14 protein-coding genes are annotated in these 18,464 nt (G+C 65.9%); 6 read left to right on the plus strand and 8 right to left on the minus strand.

Going from position 1 to position 18,464, the window contains the following annotated elements; genetic code table 11:
• Nucleotides 1–52: 52 nt before the first annotated feature.
• The 4 genes from QXZ85_RS04880 to nikR form a co-directional block, all read right to left on the minus strand.
• Entirely contained in the window at nucleotides 53–1,237 is a 1,185-nt protein-coding gene (locus tag QXZ85_RS04880) for an ABC transporter permease (RefSeq protein WP_315700972.1), read from the minus strand.
• A 1-nt stretch (nucleotide 1,238) separates the two neighbouring features.
• A complete protein-coding gene (gene rbbA, locus QXZ85_RS04885) occupies nucleotides 1,239–3,974 on the minus strand; it encodes a ribosome-associated ATPase/putative transporter RbbA (RefSeq protein ID WP_315767271.1) in 2,736 nt (911 codons plus the stop codon).
• On the minus strand, nucleotides 3,971–4,888 hold the full coding sequence (locus QXZ85_RS04890) for an HlyD family secretion protein (protein ID WP_315700974.1): 918 nt from the start codon (nucleotides 4,886–4,888) through the stop codon (nucleotides 3,971–3,973). Before QXZ85_RS04890 ends, rbbA begins: the two co-directional genes overlap by 4 nt.
• A gap of 380 nt (nucleotides 4,889–5,268) precedes the next feature.
• Entirely contained in the window at nucleotides 5,269–5,754 is a 486-nt protein-coding gene (gene nikR / locus QXZ85_RS04895) for a nickel-responsive transcriptional regulator NikR (RefSeq protein ID WP_315700975.1), read from the minus strand.
• 201 nt (nucleotides 5,755–5,955) lie between these two features.
• On the opposite strand from nikR, the gene QXZ85_RS04900 reads away from it, so the two are divergent.
• Nucleotides 5,956–8,301: a TonB-dependent receptor gene (locus QXZ85_RS04900; RefSeq protein ID WP_315762769.1), complete on the plus strand. Its 2,346-nt coding sequence runs from the start codon at nucleotides 5,956–5,958 to the stop codon at nucleotides 8,299–8,301.
• A 42-nt stretch (nucleotides 8,302–8,343) separates the two neighbouring features.
• Nucleotides 8,344–8,958: a class I SAM-dependent methyltransferase gene (locus QXZ85_RS04905; protein WP_315700977.1), complete on the plus strand. Its 615-nt coding sequence runs from the start codon at nucleotides 8,344–8,346 to the stop codon at nucleotides 8,956–8,958.
• Nucleotides 8,959–8,982: 24 nt separating this feature from the next.
• Here the strand turns inward: QXZ85_RS04905 and QXZ85_RS04910 are convergent, their stop codons facing one another.
• Entirely contained in the window at nucleotides 8,983–9,225 is a 243-nt protein-coding gene (locus tag QXZ85_RS04910; RefSeq protein WP_315700978.1) for a hypothetical protein, read from the minus strand.
• A 200-nt stretch (nucleotides 9,226–9,425) separates the two neighbouring features.
• A complete protein-coding gene (locus QXZ85_RS04915; protein ID WP_315700979.1) occupies nucleotides 9,426–10,679 on the minus strand; it encodes an extensin family protein in 1,254 nt (417 codons plus the stop codon).
• A gap of 360 nt (nucleotides 10,680–11,039) precedes the next feature.
• Between QXZ85_RS04915 and QXZ85_RS04920 the strand changes: the two genes are divergently transcribed.
• Complete coding sequence (locus tag QXZ85_RS04920; protein WP_315700980.1) at nucleotides 11,040–11,777, plus strand: DUF2147 domain-containing protein; 738 nt, start codon at nucleotides 11,040–11,042, stop codon at nucleotides 11,775–11,777.
• A gap of 121 nt (nucleotides 11,778–11,898) precedes the next feature.
• On the plus strand, nucleotides 11,899–13,230 hold the full coding sequence (locus QXZ85_RS04925; protein ID WP_409998174.1) for a FecR domain-containing protein: 1,332 nt from the start codon (nucleotides 11,899–11,901) through the stop codon (nucleotides 13,228–13,230).
• 51 nt (nucleotides 13,231–13,281) lie between these two features.
• Here the strand turns inward: QXZ85_RS04925 and QXZ85_RS04930 are convergent, their stop codons facing one another.
• On the minus strand, nucleotides 13,282–14,664 hold the full coding sequence (locus QXZ85_RS04930; RefSeq protein ID WP_315767270.1) for an ATP-binding protein: 1,383 nt from the start codon (nucleotides 14,662–14,664) through the stop codon (nucleotides 13,282–13,284).
• Nucleotides 14,651–15,427, minus strand: coding sequence for a response regulator transcription factor (locus QXZ85_RS04935; protein ID WP_315700982.1), 777 nt, complete (start codon nucleotides 15,425–15,427; stop codon nucleotides 14,651–14,653). Before QXZ85_RS04935 ends, QXZ85_RS04930 begins: the two co-directional genes overlap by 14 nt.
• Nucleotides 15,428–15,657: 230 nt before the next feature.
• On the opposite strand from QXZ85_RS04935, the gene QXZ85_RS04940 reads away from it, so the two are divergent.
• A complete protein-coding gene (locus QXZ85_RS04940) occupies nucleotides 15,658–17,124 on the plus strand; it encodes an efflux transporter outer membrane subunit (protein ID WP_315700983.1) in 1,467 nt (488 codons plus the stop codon).
• A 25-nt stretch (nucleotides 17,125–17,149) separates the two neighbouring features.
• Nucleotides 17,150–18,463 (plus strand): efflux RND transporter periplasmic adaptor subunit, encoded by a 1,314-nt coding sequence (locus QXZ85_RS04945; protein ID WP_315742728.1) that lies wholly within the window; start codon nucleotides 17,150–17,152, stop codon nucleotides 18,461–18,463.
• Nucleotide 18,464: the final 1 nt, after the last annotated feature.

Consider the following 18,464-nt stretch of genomic DNA (forward strand, 5'->3'; position numbering starts at 1 on the left):
CCGAAAATTGTCGCCGGACCTGTCTTCCTTTCGTCGCGACGCGTCGGGCCTTTCAGCTTCCGAAAATGACGCGGCGGAAACGACTGAGAGCGAATACGAAATAGACGCTGCCGATCAGGAGCATCGCCACCAGCGGCTGCCACACCAGGGAAAGATCGGCGCCCCGAAACAGAACCGCCTGCCCGAAAGCGACGAAATGAGGCGTCGGGCTGACCGTCTGCACCAGGTATTGCAGCCAGACCGGCATGCTCTCCATGGGCGTGCTGCTGCCGGACAACAGCTGCGTGACCATCAGGACCGGCATCGCGAGCAGACCGAACTGTCCCATCGTGGTCGCGAGCGTGCCGAGCAGGATGCCCAGCGCCGCAACCACCAGCGCGTATTCCGCCGCGCCGAGCAGAAACAGCAGCCGCGACCCCGCGATCGGCGAGCCGATCCACCAATGGACCACGAACTGCAGCGACAGCATCGCGGCGACCAGGATGACGAGACCGTTGGCGAGCATCTTGGCGAGCATGATCTCGGCCGGCACCACCGGCATCACGAGAAGATGCTCCACCGTGCCCTGCTCGCGTTCGCGAATGAGTGCGGCGCCGGTGAGAATGACCGTAAGCAGCGTGATCTGATTGATCACCTGGGTCATGGCCGAGAACCACGAGGTGATGAGATTGGGGTTGAAATCGGTCCGTACGACGAGATTGATCGGCGCCGACTTCGCGCCCGGACGCCCTGAGAGAAAGCTCCGGATCTCGTTGCTGATCGCGGTCTTGAGGTAGTTGGCGCCGTTGCCGGCCTGCGCCACCACCGTGGCGTCGATGTTGATCTGCAGCGACGTCTTGTGCTGCGCCCGAAGATCCGCCTCGAAGTTCGGGGGGATCTCGACCACGAAGAGGAGGTCACCATGATTCATCTTGGCGTCGATCTCGGTGGCGCGGATCTGGACCGCGGGCTGGAAGGTCGGCGGCAGCAACGCCTCGGCGATCTGGCGCGAAAGCGAGGAGCCGTCCTCGTCGACGATGCCGACCGACATGTGAGTGGCATCGGTCACGGCACCGGTCGCGACCGTGTTCACCGAGATGCTGAAGGCGTAGACCACGAGCACCAGCATAGTCGGGTCGGCGCGGATGCTGCGAAGCTCCTTCACCACCAGCCTGAGGGTGTTGACGACATGATCGACGAGCGTTAGCGGCTTGGCTTTGACGAGGGGCGAGGCTGGCGTGTCGGAGGATGCGGCCATATCACGCCTCCTGCTTGCGAAGGAACAGCAGCGACAGCAGCAGGAACGCGACCGCGATGACGGTGATGGCGACGATATCGGGCCACAGATCCGCCATGCCGAGATCTTTCGCGAACACGCCGACCGCGATCGGCTGGTACCATGCGGAAGGAAAGGTAAGGCCCATCAGCTTGGCCGTTCCCGACAACGACGACACCGGGGCGAGCAGGCCGGACAGGTTGACGGCCGGCACCATCGACAGGATCGCGGTGGCGAACACCGCCGCGACCTGCGTCTGCGTGAATGACGACACCAGCTGCCCAAATCCGGTGGTCGCGATCACATAGATGACCGTGCTGAGCAGCAGGACGAGGAGCGGCCCCTTCGGCGGCACGTCGAAGACGAACACCGCCAGCAACATCAGCGCGACGAAGCTCACGAGCGAGATCGCCACGTAGGGAAGCTGCTTGCCGAGCAGGAATTCGAGCCGCGTGATGGGCGTCGAGCGGAAATTGGCGATCGAACCGGTCTCCTTCTCGCGCACCACGGCGATCGCCGACATGATCGCCGGGATCAGGCACAGCAGCAGCATCAGGACGCCCGGCACCATGGCGTTGACGCTGAGGAACGCCTGATTGTAGCGGAAGCGCAATTCGATGTTGTCATCGCTCCAGGCCGTGGTCTTGGCCGCGCGTCTGGAGGTCAGCTCATCCCCTTCCTTGCGGATGACGCCGTTGACGTAGTTCACCGCGGTCTGGCCGCGGAACGTCATGGCGCCGTCGATGCGGGCGTCGACTTCGGGTTGCCGCTTGTTCAAGAGGTCGCGCCCGAACCCCGCGGGCACTTCGACCACGATTTGCGTGTTGCCGCTGCGCAGGCGCTGGTCGGCCTCCTCGGCAGATCGGATCGGCGGCTGAACCGAGAAATAGCGAGAGCCGTTGAAGCCGTCGAGCAACTGCCGGCTCTGCGGCGTGTCGTCCTGGTCGAACGCCGCCATCTGCAGGTTTTCGATGTCGAAGGAAATGCCGTAGCCGAACGCCAGCATGAGCAGGACCGGACCCAGCACCGCGAACGCAAGGCGGATCGGATCGCGGAGCAATTCCAGCGTCTCACGCCGCGCATAGGCCCAGAGCCGGCCGGGATTGAAGGCGTGCATCGGCGTCGGCGGGCCGGCCGCAGCCGCCGTCGCGCTCTGCTGCGGAGGCTCGACCTTCTTGGAACGGTCGATACCAGCGGCATCGGCGAGGTAGCCGATGAAGGCGTCCTCGATCGAGCTGCTGCCGCGCGCGGCAACCAGTTCCTTCGGTGTGCCGACCGCCAACACCTTGCCTGCATGCATCAGCGAGATGCGGTCGCAGCGCTCGGCCTCGTTCGAGAAATGCGTCGACAGGAAGATCGTCACGCCGTCATCGCGCGAGAGATCGATCAGCGTCCGCCAGAAGGCGTCGCGCGCGATCGGATCGACGCCCGAGGTCGGCTCGTCCAGAATGAGCAGCGGCGGCTCGTGCAGCACGGCGACGGCGAGCTGCAACCGCTGCTTCAGGCCGAGCGGCAGGCTCTCGGGCCTGCTGTCGGCGACGCCGCGAAGATCATAGCGCTCCAGCAGCAGCGCGATCCGAGCCGCGGCCTTGTCAGCCGGCAGACGGTAGAGTTGCGCGTGCAGTTCGAGATTCTGCCGGACGGTGAGCTCACCGTAGAGCGAGAACGCCTGCGACATGTAGCCGACATTACGCCGCATCTCCATGTCGTTGGCGCCCATCGGGCTGCCGAACAGCGTCGCGCGGCCTTCCGATGCCGGCAACAGGCCGGTCAGCATCTTCATCGTCGTCGACTTGCCGCACCCGTTCGAGCCGAGGAAGCCGAAGATCTCGCCGCGGCCGATGCGGAAGTCGACATGATCGACCGCGACGAAGTCGCCGAACCGCCGCGTCAGTCCTTCGGCCTCGATCGCCGGGGTCTCGTCCAGCGGCGCGACGCGCGGACGCACCACGACCTTCTCGTATCCGACGCGCTTGGCTTCCGGCAGCAGGCGGATGAAGGCGTCGTCGAGGCTGCTCTCGCCGGCCCTGGCGAGCAGCTGCTGCGGAGTGTCTTCGGCGATGATCCTGCCGTCGTCCATCGCCACCAGCCAATCGAAGCCCTGCGCCTCGTCCATATACGCGGTCGCCACGACGACGCTCATCTGCGGTCGCCGGCCGCGGATGGTGTTGATGAGATCCCAGAACTGGCCGCGGGACAGCGGATCGACGCCGGTGGTCGGCTCATCGAGAATGAGCAGATCGGGATCGTTGACCAGCGCGCAGCAGAGGCTGAGCTTCTGCTTCATGCCCCCTGACAGCTTGCCGGCAGGACGCGCCTCGAAGGGGCTCATGCCCGTGGCGCCGAGCAGTTCGGTGATGCGCGCCCGCCGCTCAGGCTCGCTTTGTCCGAACAGGCGTCCGAAGAAATCGATGTTCTCGAAGACGCTGAGGGTGGGGTAGAGATTGCGACCGAGCCCCTGCGGCATATAGGCGATGCGTTGCCGTATGCTGGTGAGATGCCGCTGGTCGGCCATGTCGCCGCCGAACACCGAGACTGCGCCGGACTGGATCCTGCGCACGCCGGAAATGAGGGCCAGCAGGGTCGATTTGCCGACGCCGTCAGGGCCGATGAGTCCGACCATCGCGCGCTGGGGGATCGCGACGGTGATGTCGTTCACCGCGATCGTGGCGCCGTATCGGTGCGATACGTTCACGAGTCTGGCGACGGCCTCGGTCATTTGGGCCGCGAGACCTGAAGATCTGCCGGCCAGGGCGTCTCGCTATCCGTGCGCACGATGCCCATGCCGCGCACACCGGTCTTCACCTTGCTGATATGCTCCAGCAGCATCTTCGGATCGATCTTCAGCTTGACGCGGAACATCAGCTTTTCGCGCTCGTCCTTGGTCTCGACGGTTTTCGGCGTGAACTGCGCGTCGGCGGCAACGAAGCTCACCGTCGCGGGAATCACGAACTGTGGAGCGGCGTCCAGGATGATGCGGGCTTCGCCTCCCAGCTCGAGTTTGGCGGCCGCGTCGGCCGGCAGGAAGATCGTCATATAGACGTCGGTCAAATCGAGGACGGTGAGGACCGGGGCGCCGGCGGCGACCATTTCACCGCTGCGCAAGAGCAGATACTGCACCCGTCCGATCCGCGGAGAGACGAGCACAAGGTCCTGCAGTATCGACTGGATACGTTCGACCTCGGCTTGCGCCTTGCGGATGGCAGACAGCGCCTGGTCCCGTTGCGCGAGCATCGCCTTGAGCGATGCGTCCGCCGATTCATAGTTGCGACGGCGCTGATCCAGGTCCTTCTGGGTGATGGCGCCGGTCTTGATCAATTCGCCGCCGCGGTCGAACTCGGTCTTGGCATAGTCCAGCGAACTCTGGCGCGAAGCGATCTCCGCCTCGGCCTGGGTCAAGGTCTGCTTGGCCCGGTCAACGTCGGATAGCGCCGCCTTCAGCTGGGCCTCGACTTCCGGAGACGAAACACGCCCGACGACCTGCCCCGCCTTGACGCTGGAGCCTTCCTCGACGGTGACATCGGCCAGCCGCCCCGCGTATTTGGCAGAGACATCGACCTGGGTCGCCTCGATGCGTCCGTTGGTCTGCACGATGCCGGCCGGCATCTTCTTGCCGCGGAGCCGTGCGATCATGTTGCGTACCGGCTGGGGGCGCGCTGCGGCAGAGGCGAACCAGTCAACTCCCGAACAGCAGGTCGTAGATGGTGCAAGCGATAGGACCGCGGCGCTCACGAAAGCCGCCAACAGCGTGCCGCATAGACGAGAACGCATTATGAGCCTCTTCTCCGAATGCGAAAACCTTCTCACGAAACGAGGTCGAATATCGCTGGCCGATACGATCCGGCCGAAAATCCAATTGTTGAAACTATGGAAGCTATTGATCCCGGCGTTGTTGCGCTGGATCAAAACCGGACCGGTTTGGCAGTCGCTCCGGCCGACGCACGCGCAGATGTTGGCGCCGGATCAGCCGGCGTCCAAGTTCCTCATTGCGATAGAGACTGAGCTGAGGCGTGCTACTTCCTGCCGCCCTTCCCGCCATGGGCGTGGCTGTGGCCATGCTCATGCGCGTGGCCGTGCCCGTGAGGATGAGAATGCGAAGCCTCGATCGGCATCATCGCGACATGGCCGTGGCGCACGCCGCGCTCGGCGATGACGTGATCGGCGAAGGCCTTCACTTCGGTGCTCTTGCCTTTCAGCACCGTCACTTCGAGGCAGCTCTCGTGATCGATATGCACGTGCAAGGTCGCCTGGGCGAGGCCGGAGTGATCGTGCGCCTCCTGCGTCAGCCGCTTCGGCAGTTCGCGCGCCGCGTGATCATAGACATAGCTCAAGGTGGCGATGCAGTTGCGGCTGTCGCTGCTCTCGGTGTTGGCGCGCTCCAGCCCACCGCGCAACAGGTCGCGGAACGCTTCCGACCGGTTGGCATAGCCACGCTGCGCCATGAAGTCGTCGACTTCGGCCAAGAGGTCGTGGTCGATCGTGATCGTCAGGCGTTGCATGCATCGTCTCCCGGGCGCACTGAAGCGCGTTTTCCACCCGCCTGAGTATGATCTTTCCACGTTGACATCATACCAGCGTCACCTTAGCGTTGTTTAACATTCGACAAGCGGGCGATCCAAGCGACCTCGCCGCAGGCCAGTCAAACGTCTGCGGCGAATGACGATGCATGCCCGCATCGGACGGTGGGGCCCGGTTACGGAATGCGTTTGCGTGGGATGGGGGCCGGTCTGCTGGCATTGTCAATCGCCCAGCAGGTCGGAGTGGCATGTGCACAAACGGCGACGGAGCCAACGGCCGACAAGCCGTCAGCCGCTGCAGCCACGCTGCCGGCGGTGAATGTCGAGGCGCCTGCGCACAGTGCCAGGCCGAAACCCCAGATCAAGCGCGAGGCGCGGCGACTGCAATCCAGCGGCACCCGCAGCACCGCGGCGACGGCACCCACGCCGCAGCCGACGGCCGGCGGTCCCTCCGGTGCGCCCAACGTCGCTTCAGGCCCTACCCCTGTGCAGAGCATGGCGAGCGAGGTGGTGATCTCAGGCGAGGAGATCAATGCGCGCCCTGTGTCGCGGCCGGGCGAAGTGCTGGAAGCCGTGCCCGGACTGATCGTGACCCAGCATTCCGGCGAAGGCAAAGCCAATCAGTATTTTTTGCGCGGCTATAATCTGGACCATGGCACCGACCTCGCCCTCTATGTCGACGACGTGCCGGTCAACATGCGCACCCACGCGCACGGCCAGGGCTATGCCGACCTCAATTGGCTGATGCCGGAGACGATCGGCCGGATCGACGTGCGCAAGGGCCCCTATTACGCCGACGAGGGCGATTTCGCGTCCGCCGGCAGCGTGCATATCGGCCTGATCGACAGCGTGCCGAAGGCGATCGCGCAGGTCACGGCCGGCAGCTTCGACTATCGCCGCTTCTTCGGCATGGATTCGACCAAGGTCGGCAACGGCAATCTTCTGATCGCGGGCGAAGCGGCGCATTACGACGGGCCGTGGACGACGCCCGACGACATGCAGAAGCTCAACAGCCTGGTGCGCTACACCCAGGGCACGGCGACCGATGGCCTCTCGATCACCGGCATGGCCTATGCCAACCGCTGGACCTCGACCGACCAGGTGCCGGAACGTGCGATCACCTCTGGCCTGCTCGGCCGCTACGATTCGGGAGACCCGACCGACGGCGGCAAGACCAACCGCTTCGCGCTGTCGACCCGCATGGCAGGGACCGACGATGCTGGCTCGTGGAAGGCGAACGCCTACGCCGTGAAGAGCCAGCTCGATCTCTACAACAACTTCACCTACTATCTTCGCGATCAGCAGGCCGGCGACCAGTTCCACCAGCACGACGACCGGCTCATGCTCGGCGCCAACGCCTCGCGCACGCTCGACGGCAGCCTCAATGGATTGCCGATGCAGACCACATTCGGCGTACAGACGCGTTACGACGATATCGCGCTCGCCCTCAGCTACACGGCCCAGCGCGCGTTCCTCTCGAACGTCCGCAGCGACAAGGTCGGCGAAGGCTCGATCGGGATCTATGTCGAGAACACGGTCAAATGGACCGATTGGCTGCGCACCACTGTCGGTTATCGCGGCGACGCCTACCAGGCACACGTCTATTCGCTGTTCAACGGCAACAACACCGGGAATGCCGGCGCCGGGATCGGCAGCCCGAAATTCCGCATGACCATCGGACCCTTCAACAAGACCGAGTTCTTCGTCGGTGCAGGCTATGGCATGCATAGCAACGACGCGCGCGGCGCCACCACGACCGAGGATCCGGCCGATCCGACCAACAAGCTCGCCTCCTCGCCGCTGCTGGTCCGCACCAAGGGCGCGGAGGTCGGCGTCCGCACACGGGTCATCCCGGGGCTCGATTCGTCGCTGAGCCTGTTCATGCTCGACCAGGATTCCGAGATCCTGTTCTCGGGCGATGCCGGAGATACCGAGGCCAGCCGGCCGAGCCGGCGCTATGGCTTCGAGCTCACCAACCATTACCGCCCGGCCTCCTGGATCGATGTCGACGCCGATCTCGCCATGACCCATGCCCGGTTCGTCGGTTATGACAGCGCGCAGGCTGCGACCTATGCTTCGCTCGCCGGTTACCCGGAAGCCCAGCTCGGCAACGCGCCCGGCAACTACATCCCGAACGCGCCGGCGATGGTGGCTTCCGCCGGCATCACGCTCGGCGAGAAGACCGGCTGGTTCGGCACCTTGCGCTGGCGCTATCTCGGCTCCACGCCGCTGACCGAGGACAATTACTTCCGCTCGACCGCGACCAGCATCTTCAACGGCCGCATCGGCTTTCGCGACGCCAATGGCTGGCGCATCCAGCTCGACGTGCTGAATCTGTTGAACAGCAAGGCCAACCAGATCTCCTACGGTTACGGCTCGCTGCTCCCGACCGACCAGCTCTACAAGGCCTGCTACGGGGCGCCGACGAGCACTGTGCCCACAGCGGTGTGCCAGAACGGGGTCATGGACCGGGTGCTGCATCCGGTCGAGCCGCTGGCGTTTCGGGTGACCGTGGCGGGGACGTTTTGAAGCGTGCTACTCTGCACCTCGCCCCTCAACCTGACGCAGCCCATGTCCGACCGCACATCACATTGGCAGAACGTCTACACCACAAAGGCCGAGACCGACGTCAGCTGGTATCAGGATGACCCTGCGACATCGCTGCGCCTGATCCACGATGCGAACGCGACGCCGGCTTCGCGTATCATCGATATCGGGGGTGGCGCTTCGCGGCTGGTCGACGCGCTGCTCGCCGCCGGGTTCCGCGCAGTGACAGTGCTCGACATTTCCGCCGCGGCGCTCGAGGTGGCGCGGGCGCGGATCGGCGAGCGCGCCGCGGAGGTGGACTGGATCGCGGCCGACGTCACCACATGGACGCCGCAGCGGCAGTACGACATCTGGCACGACCGCGCGGCGTTTCATTTTCTCACCGAGGAGCGCGATCGCCGCGCCTATATCGAGAACCTGCGCCGAGCGGTGATGCCTGGCGGACAGATCGTCATCGGCACCTTTGCACTTGATGGTCCGGAGAAATGCAGCGGGCTTCCGGTGCAGCGCTATGACGCTGCCAGTCTCGCCGGCACGCTCGGGCCGGCTTTCGAGCTGCTCGACAGCTGCAGCGAGGCACATCACACGCCATGGGGCGCGGTCCAGCAGTTCCAGTTCAGCCGCTTTCGGCTGAAGTAAGCTCGCAGCAAAAGACGCCGTTCCTCACGCGGTACGCCACATCAGGTCCGCATCATCCAGCTCGGCAACGTCGACGAATTCGGCGCCAGCCTCGTCGCAGGCGGGCGATGCGCGCGAAGGAATCGGACGCCGCGGTGTTCGCTCCAGGCGCACGGCGTCGGCCACGATCCGACGCGCGGCCCTCATGGTCCTGCACAGCAAGACGGCGCCCTCCTCGCTGCCGACCGCGAAGCCCGAGCCCAGCGCCTCGATGCGATACACTGCCATATGCGCCTCCAACCCCCGGCAACACGATCCCGCGCGCCTTGTTCCTGGCGACTGTGGCAGGTCTAGTGTCGGCCAAAGGCGGACCTCTGATCTGGTAAACGAGTGGTTAGCAGGCTCGCCGAACCGCAGCGCTCTGCCTCAAACCAGGACGTCGTGCGGGTGGGATCGCGCCTGTGCGACAGCGGCTCAATCCTCGCGGCTCATTCGTCCCGGAATTCGTCTTCCTCGTTGATCCTCTCCCGCTTCGAGCGCGCCTCCTTGCGGCTCGAGATGGAGCTCGTGAGATCGGGATCGCGCACCCCATAGCCAAAGCGGCGCTGCTGGGCGCGCGCGGCGACCACTTCGCCCGAGATCGCTGCAGGCTCGCAGATCAGACGGCGGCTGGCACGGCGCATCAGATCGACATGGATGTGATCGTAATGATAGACGTTCGATCCCGGCGCGAGCACGGTGGTGAATTCCCGGCAGGCGCCGCCCTGCACATCGCGCAGAAAGCCCTGCTCCTCCGGCAAGCCATGCCAGCCGTCCTTCACCGTGATCCGCCGGCCGTCGGCGAGCGTGAACGCGGCGATGTCGAGCGCATTGCCGAAGGCATGCTCGGAGATATGGGCGTGCGAATTGCCGTTCATGCCACGGCAGGAATAGGCAGAGATCTGCTTGATCTCGACGACGCGATTGCCGAACCAGCGCATCGCCGCCGGCTGCACCGTCTCGGCAATCCAGCGGTCGAGCACCGAGACGATCGGGCACGCCAAGGTCGCGGTCGGCTTCACCGCGACGGGTCCGACCGCCGCGACAGGATCGCCGCGCGATGGCCCGAGCCGGGGCGGCGCATCGGACTGCTGGCCATAGGGCCGCAGCGGCGCGGCCGCAGACGGCGGATAGGATCCGCCCGGCGTGCCTTCCGGCGGCAAATTGATGTCGTCCTCACCGGGCGCCGTGCCGGGCGGGTTGAGCGACAGCGGGCCGCTCGGCGCCGCGTAAGAGGGTTGCCGCACTGTGTCGGCTGGATAGGCGGCCGGCGGTTGATAGGACGACTGCGGATATGACGACTGCTGCGGATAAGGCGGCCGCGCGGGATAGGGCTGCGGCGCCGGATAGGACGACGGCGAATAGGTCGGCGGCGGCGAGCTCTGTTGCTGATTGATCGGCCAGCGCGGCTGGTTGCCGATCGGAGCCGGCGGACGCAAATCCTCGTCGGCAAAGCCGTATGAGCTCGCGCTGTCGCCGAGCGCGGCCACCTTCAGCGGATAGTCCGCGCCACAAATCCCGGGCCCGGAGATCGGCTCGATGCGCACGATCTCGGCGCTTTCCTTCACCGCACCGGATTTCAGGCAGGCGATCTCGGCCTCGGCACGCCACGGTTCGCGCTCCTGGAAAAATCCACGGCCGCAACCCGCAAGCGTGACAAGGACGATGGAGCCGACGAGATACAAACGAACTCCGCGCGTCATACGCAGAGATTTGCGGCAATTTGCTTAAGGACTTGTCAATGCCGTGCATTGATACCGCGTGCCCCGCACAGCGACGGAAGTGGCAATGCGGCTGTCCTTTTTGCCGCCTCTGATCCGCTATGATCCGGTGCTCGCAGAGTTGATCGCGAAAACGGAGCCATTCCGATGACCGTAGCCGGTCGGCTGAGCATGGTCGCCGCCTATCTCGCGTTTGCATTCGTCGCCGCCATCGTGCTCGGCCTGCTCTGAACAAGAAAACTTGATCTGTTTCAGCTTCGCAGAGCTGCTGTGACGCCCGTCACAGAGCATGCTCCTGCGGGCGCCTAGGGTCGGCTTGTCGATGCCGCCGAGGAGCCCTCCATGAAATCCGTCTGTATTGCCGCTGTGCTCGTGCTGGCCAGCCAGGCCGCTCATGCCGGCAGTTCGATCGCCTTCGATGTTGACGGCCACACGATCCGCGTCACCGCGCCGCGCAACTGTCAGTCACTGTCCTGCCTGCAGATTTCCGGAATCGATCTGCAGGGCCTGACATCCGGCGGCAGGAGCGCCGATGACGACGATGCGCCGCGCACGACTCCTGCCTCTGCACCGAGCGCAGCGGCCACGCTTACCGCTCCGGCCGCTCCGATGAATCCACCGGCCACCGCCCCTGCTCCGGCGACGCCCGCGCCGGTCGCAGCGACTGCGGTCCCTCCGGCCGTTACGCCCGCGACGGCCGCCTCGACATCGGCCCCGGTCGCAACCAGCACCGCGGCACCTGTCGCGCCCGCTGTCACCGCGCCGGCTGCTTCAGCCGCCGCGCTTTCGCCTGGGCAGAACTCTCCGACCGGCCTATGGGCGACCGAGGACAACAAAGGCAATGTGCGGATCGAGCCCTGCGGCGCCAATCTCTGCGGCTTCGCCGAGAAGAGCGGCGAGAAGGTTCTCATCAACATGAAGCCAAAGGAGAACAAATGGGTCGGCCGCATCCATGATCCCGACGGCGGCGGCAATTACGACTCGACCATCGCGCTGAAGGGGCCGAATACGCTGAGGGTCCAGGGCTGCGCGTTCGGCGGCCTGTTCTGCGGCGGCCAGACCTGGAAGCGCATCAGCTAAGCGATCTTCGCCATTAGGAGAAGGCGCCGGACTGCCGGGCCTTTCGCATTCATCACGCATTCAGCCATGTGCCGCTGAAATCCGCGCGAGTCTCCCTTCACCTCCTCCCGCGGACTTGATCGTGATCGTTTTTCGGCTTGCCTTCGCAACCTGGCTGGTCGCCGCCGTGCTGATCGGCGCCCCCGCTGGTGCGGCCCCGTCGCTGCCACCGGCGGCAAGCGCGACAGCACCGGGCAGCACGCAGATCGCACAGGCGCAGCCGGCACAACAGCCGGTGACGCCGCCATCCGCTGATAGCGCGGCAGCGCCCGCCATCTCCGAGCCGATCGGCAATGTCGCCGCGCTCACCGGCACCGTCACGGTGATCCGCAACAAGGATTCGCGGCCACTCAAGCTGCGCGACGACATCTTCCTCAACGACGTCGTGCAGACCTCGGCCTCCTCCTCGCTCGGCATCACCTTCGACGATGGCACCACGTTTCACCTGTCGGCCAATGCCAAGATCGCGATCGACAACTACGTCTATAAGGACGGCGGCAAGCAGAATAGCGCCGTATTCAATATCGGCCGCGGCACGGTCGCCTTCGTCGCCGCCGCGGTGGCGAGGACCGGCGACATGAAGATCGACACACCGACCGCAACGCTCGGCATTCGCGGCACCACCGGCGTGGTCGACGTGCCCAAAACCATCTCGGCCGCAAGCGGGGCCGCTAACAACGTCGCGATCAAGCTCTATCCGGACGCGGATGGACGCGTCGGGCACATCGAGGTGAACGACCGTAACGGCGCACGGCTGGGCGCGCTGACGACGGCGGCGAGCGGCTTCTCGATCCGGCCTGGCGCGGCCGGCGCGCGCTTTGCCGCTGTGCCGATGGTGATCGCCGCGCGCGAGATCCAGCGCGACCAAGGCATCGTACGGCAGGTGCATACGACGCAAAGCGTCGGCCGCCAGATCGTGACCGAACAGCGCGCCTTCCGCAGAGCCAATCCAGGCATCGCGCCGAACCGCAACGCGCCGCAAGCACCGCAAGCACCGCAGCGGCAGACTCCAACGCCCGGCCAGAACAACAACCGTCCGGGTGGACAGCCGCCCGTCGCGCCGAACAGCCGACAGGGCCAGCCGCAGCAGAAGCAGCTGCCGCAGCCGGGCCGCTCGCCCGATCGCCGCGGCGGCCGGCTGGATCATCCACAAGGCGGGCAGCATCAGCAGCCGGCTCAACCGCAACCGCCGGCGCTGCCGGGCCGGCAGGGCCAGCGTCAGCCGCAGCAGCCAAATCCAAATGATGTGGCACGCCCGGCCGCGACCACCTTGCCTCCGCCTCCTGCGCAAGTGCGGCCCGGGGCCGCGCAACGGCTCGCACCGCGGCTGCAGCGGCCGGCTTTGCCACCGCGGCCGGCACAACAGCGCCGGCGTCCGGCGCCGAAGGACGGCCGTCAGCTGGAGCCGCGATGAGATCGCAGAGCCGGAGCATCCCGTCTCGGACGCGCCGGCTCGAAGTTCGGATCAAGCGACCTTTGCCGGTCGGTCGGCTGCCGCAACGGGTGCAGCCGCGCGCAGCGGCAAGGACAATCGCACCCGCAATCCCCTCGGCTCGTTCGGCATCAGTGCGATGCTGCCGTCGTGCTTCTTCAGGATCTCGTGCGCGATCGAGAGCCCCAGGCCGAAGCCGGAACCGGTGGCGGAGCGCGCCTGATCGAGCTTGACGAACGGCTCCAGCGCCCGCGCCTGCAACGCCGACGGAATGCCCGGGCCGTCGTCGGCGACCTCGATCGCAATCGCGCCATCGGCGGACAGCGCAAGACTGACGACGACATCCGTCCCGTGCTTCACGGCGTTCTCGACCACATTAGTCACTGCGCGCGCCAGCGCCCGCGGCCGGCATTCGCAGACGAGCCGTTCGGGTCCTGCATAGGATACGGCATGACCGACGTCGGAGAAGTCGCAGCAGATGGTCTCGAGCAGGCTCGACAGTTCGATGCGCGAGAGCTGCTCGGCCTTGGAATCGTCGCGCAGGTAATCGAGCGTCTCGTCCAGCATGCGGCTGACCTGATCGATGTCGCGCAACATCGCGTTGCGCAGCTCGAGCTGGGCGATGCGTTCGGAGCGCAATCGGAGCCGGGTCAGCGGCGTGCGCAGGTCGTGGCTGATCGCAGCCAGCATCCGCGTCCGATCGTCGAGCAGCGTACGGATGCGCGCCCGCATCTCGTTCAGCGCCTCGCTGACCTGCACGATTTCGCGCGGCCCGCGGTCGGTGAGGCGCACATGCGCATCCGGCGAACGGCCGAAGGCTGCGGCCGCGCCGGCCACCGCCGACAACGGCTGGATGATCGCCCGCGCCACATAGATCGAGAGCAACAGCGCCATCAACACGGTGATGATCAGAGCCCCCACCGTGGGCTTCAGGAGCAGCGGCCAGATGCGCGGGCGGGGAATGTCCTCGAACACCAGCGCCCGCTCCGCGTCGACCTGGACGACGACCTGCGTCGGCGGTCCGTCGGCATAGCGCACGCCGCTGAGGACGCCGATGTCACGCTGCGCGGCAAGCTGGCGCCGCGCCAGCTGCGAGGTCCAGGGTCCTTGCTTATCGCCGCGCCCGACCGGCGTGAGCGCGGCCAACGGCGCGAGCGAGACGTTGATCCCGGAGGCGCGCGCCCCCGAGAGCACGCTCTCGACGGCACCCGCATCCTTCGCCGCCCGAATGAAATGGGTAATGTCGGCGACGCGGACGATGCCATAGGCCGGCGATTCCTGCTCGTCCGGCGGATCGAAGATCAGCATCACCGCCGCGATCACCAGCGCCACGCCGAGCAGCACCGACAGCGAGGCGAGCGCGACGATCTGGGTGGTGATGCCGAACGGCAATCGCAACCGTTTAAATTCCATCATCGATCGTCTCGACTCGTGGCGTGAAGACATAACCGCCCAGTCGGACGGTCTTGATCATGGTCCAGCTCTTCGCGCCCGGCTCCATCTTCTGCCGGATGCGGCTGATATGCACGTCGATGCTGCGCTCGACCGGCCCGGCCTGGCCGCCATGCGCCAGCTCGATCAGCTGCTCGCGCGACATCACCCGCCCGGCATTGCGACAAAACGCGAGCAGGATGTCGAACTCCGCGCTGGTCAGCGTGATCTTGACGCCGTCGGGGTCCACCAGCGAGCGCGCCACCGGCTCGATGCGCCAGCCGTCGAACGACATCGGCGGCAAGCGGCGTGCGCCTGCCGCGCCGGGATAGCCCTGGGCGCGGCGCAGCAGCGCGCGAATGCGCGCCACCAGCTCACGCGGATTGAATGGCTTGACGACATAGTCGTCGGCACCGAGCTCGAGCCCGAGGATGCGGTCGATGTCCTCGCCCTTGGCGGTGACCATGATGATCGGAACGCGCGAGGTCTGGCGCAATCGCCGACAAATGCTCATGCCGTCCTCGTCGGGCAGCATCAGGTCGAGCATGATGAGATCGACCGGCTCCCGCTGCAGGACGTCGCTCATCGCAGCGGCGGAAGTGACGAAGCGTGGCGAGAAACCGTGATCCTGCAGCACCTCGGTCAGAAGGCTGGCGATCTCCCGATCGTCCTCCACGCAGAGGATGCGCGCACTGCCCGGCAGGGCCACATCCGCAGCAGCCGCGGTCGCGTTATGTGACGACATCATGGGCGTAACATGGTCGATTTCCGTCGCAAAGAATAGTGCGAAGCCCAGCCAAACATGGCGAAAACAAGTTGAATTGTTAACGCGGAAACATTTCTTGACACCTCTTAATCCAGCGCAATCGGCACTGCGCCTATCGTGCGGCCTCATCGAACCGATCACAGGGATGTCTTCGCAGCAAGGCTGATTGGCCGGCGCGGCCATCTTCGAAAAGCGCAGCAAAATTGTCGAACGTGAAGGCTCCTCTCCTCCTGTTGTGTTTCGCCACCCTGCCGCTCGCCGGCTGCGCCGTTGGTCCCGATTATGTAACGCCTGCGCTCACGCTGCCGACCGCCTGGAGCGGCGATCGCCACACGCGGCCGAAACCGGCGGCGCTGGCGCGTTGGTGGCGCAATCTGAAGGACCCGTTGCTGGACGACCTGATCGCGGAAGCCGTCAACGGCAATCTCGATGTCGCTGCGGCGAAGGCCCGCATCCGCGAGGCGCGCGCGACGCGGCAGCAAGCCGTGGGCGCGCTGTTTCCGACCATCACGGGCTCCGGCTCTGCGACCGAGAACCGCACGGCAGCGAGTTCGACCGGCGGCTTCGACGTCAGTCCGGCGACTTATGGCCAATACCAGGCCGGCTTCGATGCGAGCTGGGAGCTCGATCTGTTCGGCGCCAACCGTCGCGCCGTCGAAGCGGCAACGTACGGCGTCGATGCCGCCGACGACGATCTGCGCGCGACGCTGCTCACCTTGGTCGGCGACGTCGCGTCCTATTACATCGACGCGCGCGGCTATCAGGCCCGCGCGGCGCTTGCGCGCCGGACCGCCGCCTCGCAGCGGCAAACCGCGGCGCTGACCGAGCGCAAGCTCGCCGCCGGCTCGGCCTCCGCGGTCGACAGCGAGAAGGCCAACGCGCTCGCCGCCAGCACCGAAGCTACGATCCCGACCTATGAGGCCTCCTATCAGCAGCAGGTGCATCGGCTCGGCGTACTGCTCGGGCGCGACCCGACCGCGCTCGCGGCGTCGCTCGCCAAAACCGCGCCGATCCCCGCGCCAACCCTGCCGCTGCCGAAGGGCATCCCCGCCGACGTGCTGACGCTGCGCCCCGACGTGCGCAAGGCCGAGCGCCAGCTCGCGCAATACACCGCCAAGATCGGCCAGGCCGAGGCCGCGCTCTATCCCGATGTCAGCCTGAGCGGCTCGGTCTCCACCACGGCGCTGAAGCTCGGCGACCTCGGCAAGACGTCGACCATCGGCTGGTCGATCGGGCCGAGCGTGAGCGTTCCTATTTTCAACGGCGGCAAGCTGCAGGCCGCGGTCGAGATCGCGCAAGCCCAGCGCGATGAGTATCACGTCGCCTGGCGCAGCGCGGTGTTGAGCGCCCTCGAAGACGTCGAGAACGCGATCGTGAATCTGAGCCAGGAACGGCGGCGCATTGTAAGCCTCGCCGATTCGGCCAAGCGCTATGGCGAGGCGGCGCGATTGTCCCGCGCGCTCTACGAGACCGGATCGAACACCTTTCTCGACGTGCTCGATGCCGAGCGCTCGCAATTCTCCGCCGAAGACAGCCTGCTCGCCAGCCGCGCCAACGTCGCGAAGTATTATGTCGCGCTCGCCAAGGCGCTTGGCGGCGGCTGGGACGGTGAGATCGACGTCCGCAAGCCGGAGGTCGTCGATGTCGGCACCGGCCCGCATCTGAGTCAGAGCCGCTGATGAGCCGCTGTGAGAGGCTGACCGCATGAACGCTCCCTTTGCCAATCCGCCGCGTCCGATCGAGGCGGCGCAGCCGCAAGATCCCGGCAAGCCGTCGCAGCCAAAGCCGCGTCAGCCGCGCCGCTGGCTGTTATGGGTCCTCGTTGCCGGCGCGGTCGCCTCTGCCGGCCTGTTTGCCCGCGCCAGATGGCCGGACAACACCGCCTCCAAGCTTACCACCGCGTCGGTCACGATCGGGAATGTCGAGCAGACGGTGCTTGCGACCGGCACGTTGAAGCCGGTGAAGCTGGTCGCCGTCGGCGCCCAGGCCTCGGGACGGCTGGTGAAACTGAACGTCCAGCTCGGCCAGAGCGTCAGGGCCGGCGACCTGATCGGCGAAATCGACTCGCTGACCCAGCAATATACGCTGCGCACCAATGAGGCCGCCCTGCGCAACGTCCGCGCCCAGCGCGATGAGAAGGTGGCGACATTGGCGCTCGCCGAAGCCAACCTGGTGCGACAGCAGACCACGCTGGCGCAGAAGGCTTCGTCCCGCGCCGATTATGATTCCGCCGAGGCGACCAAGAAGCAGACCGAAGCCCAGATCGCGCAGCTCGATGCGCAGATCGTCGAGGCCGAGGTCGCGATCGAGACGGCGAAGGTCAATCTCGGCTACACCCGCATCACCGCGCCGATCGACGGCACCGTGCTGGCGATCGTGACCCAGGAGGGACAGACCGTCAACGCGGTGCAGTCGGCGCCGACCATCGTGGTCCTCGGCCAGGTCGACACCATGACCGTACGGACCGAGATTTCCGAAGCCGACGTCGTCAAGGTGAAGCCGGGACAGAAGGTCTACTTCACCATCCTCGGCGATCCCGATCACCGCTTCGAGGCAACACTCCACCATATCGAGCCGGCCCCGGAATCGATCAAGAGCGACTCGAGCTTCTCGTCGTCGAGCACCACGACATCCTCGAGCAGCAGCTCCTCGTCCTCCTCCTCATCGTCAACCAGCTCGTCGGCGATCTACTACATCGGCGTCTTCGACATCGGAAATACCGACGGCAAGCTGATGACCTACATGACGGCCGAGGTGCACATCCTGCTCGGCGAAGCGCATCGCGTACTGACTATGCCCGCATCCGCGCTCGGCCGTGCCGGTCCGGACGGCAGCTATTCCGTCCGCGTCGTCGGCAACAACGGCAATGTCGAGAAGCGCGCGGTCAGAATCGGCCTCAACAACAAGATCACGGCCGAGGTGCAGTCGGGCCTGCGTGAGGGCGAGCGCGTCGTGACCGGCGCGGTCGAGGACACGACGCCGAAGAAGACGACCATGCCCCCGCCGGGAGGGCCATAGG

It is taken from the genome of Bradyrhizobium sp. SZCCHNGR1005 (assembly GCF_032489995.1).
In the GTDB taxonomy this organism is placed as follows: domain Bacteria; phylum Pseudomonadota; class Alphaproteobacteria; order Rhizobiales; family Xanthobacteraceae; genus Bradyrhizobium.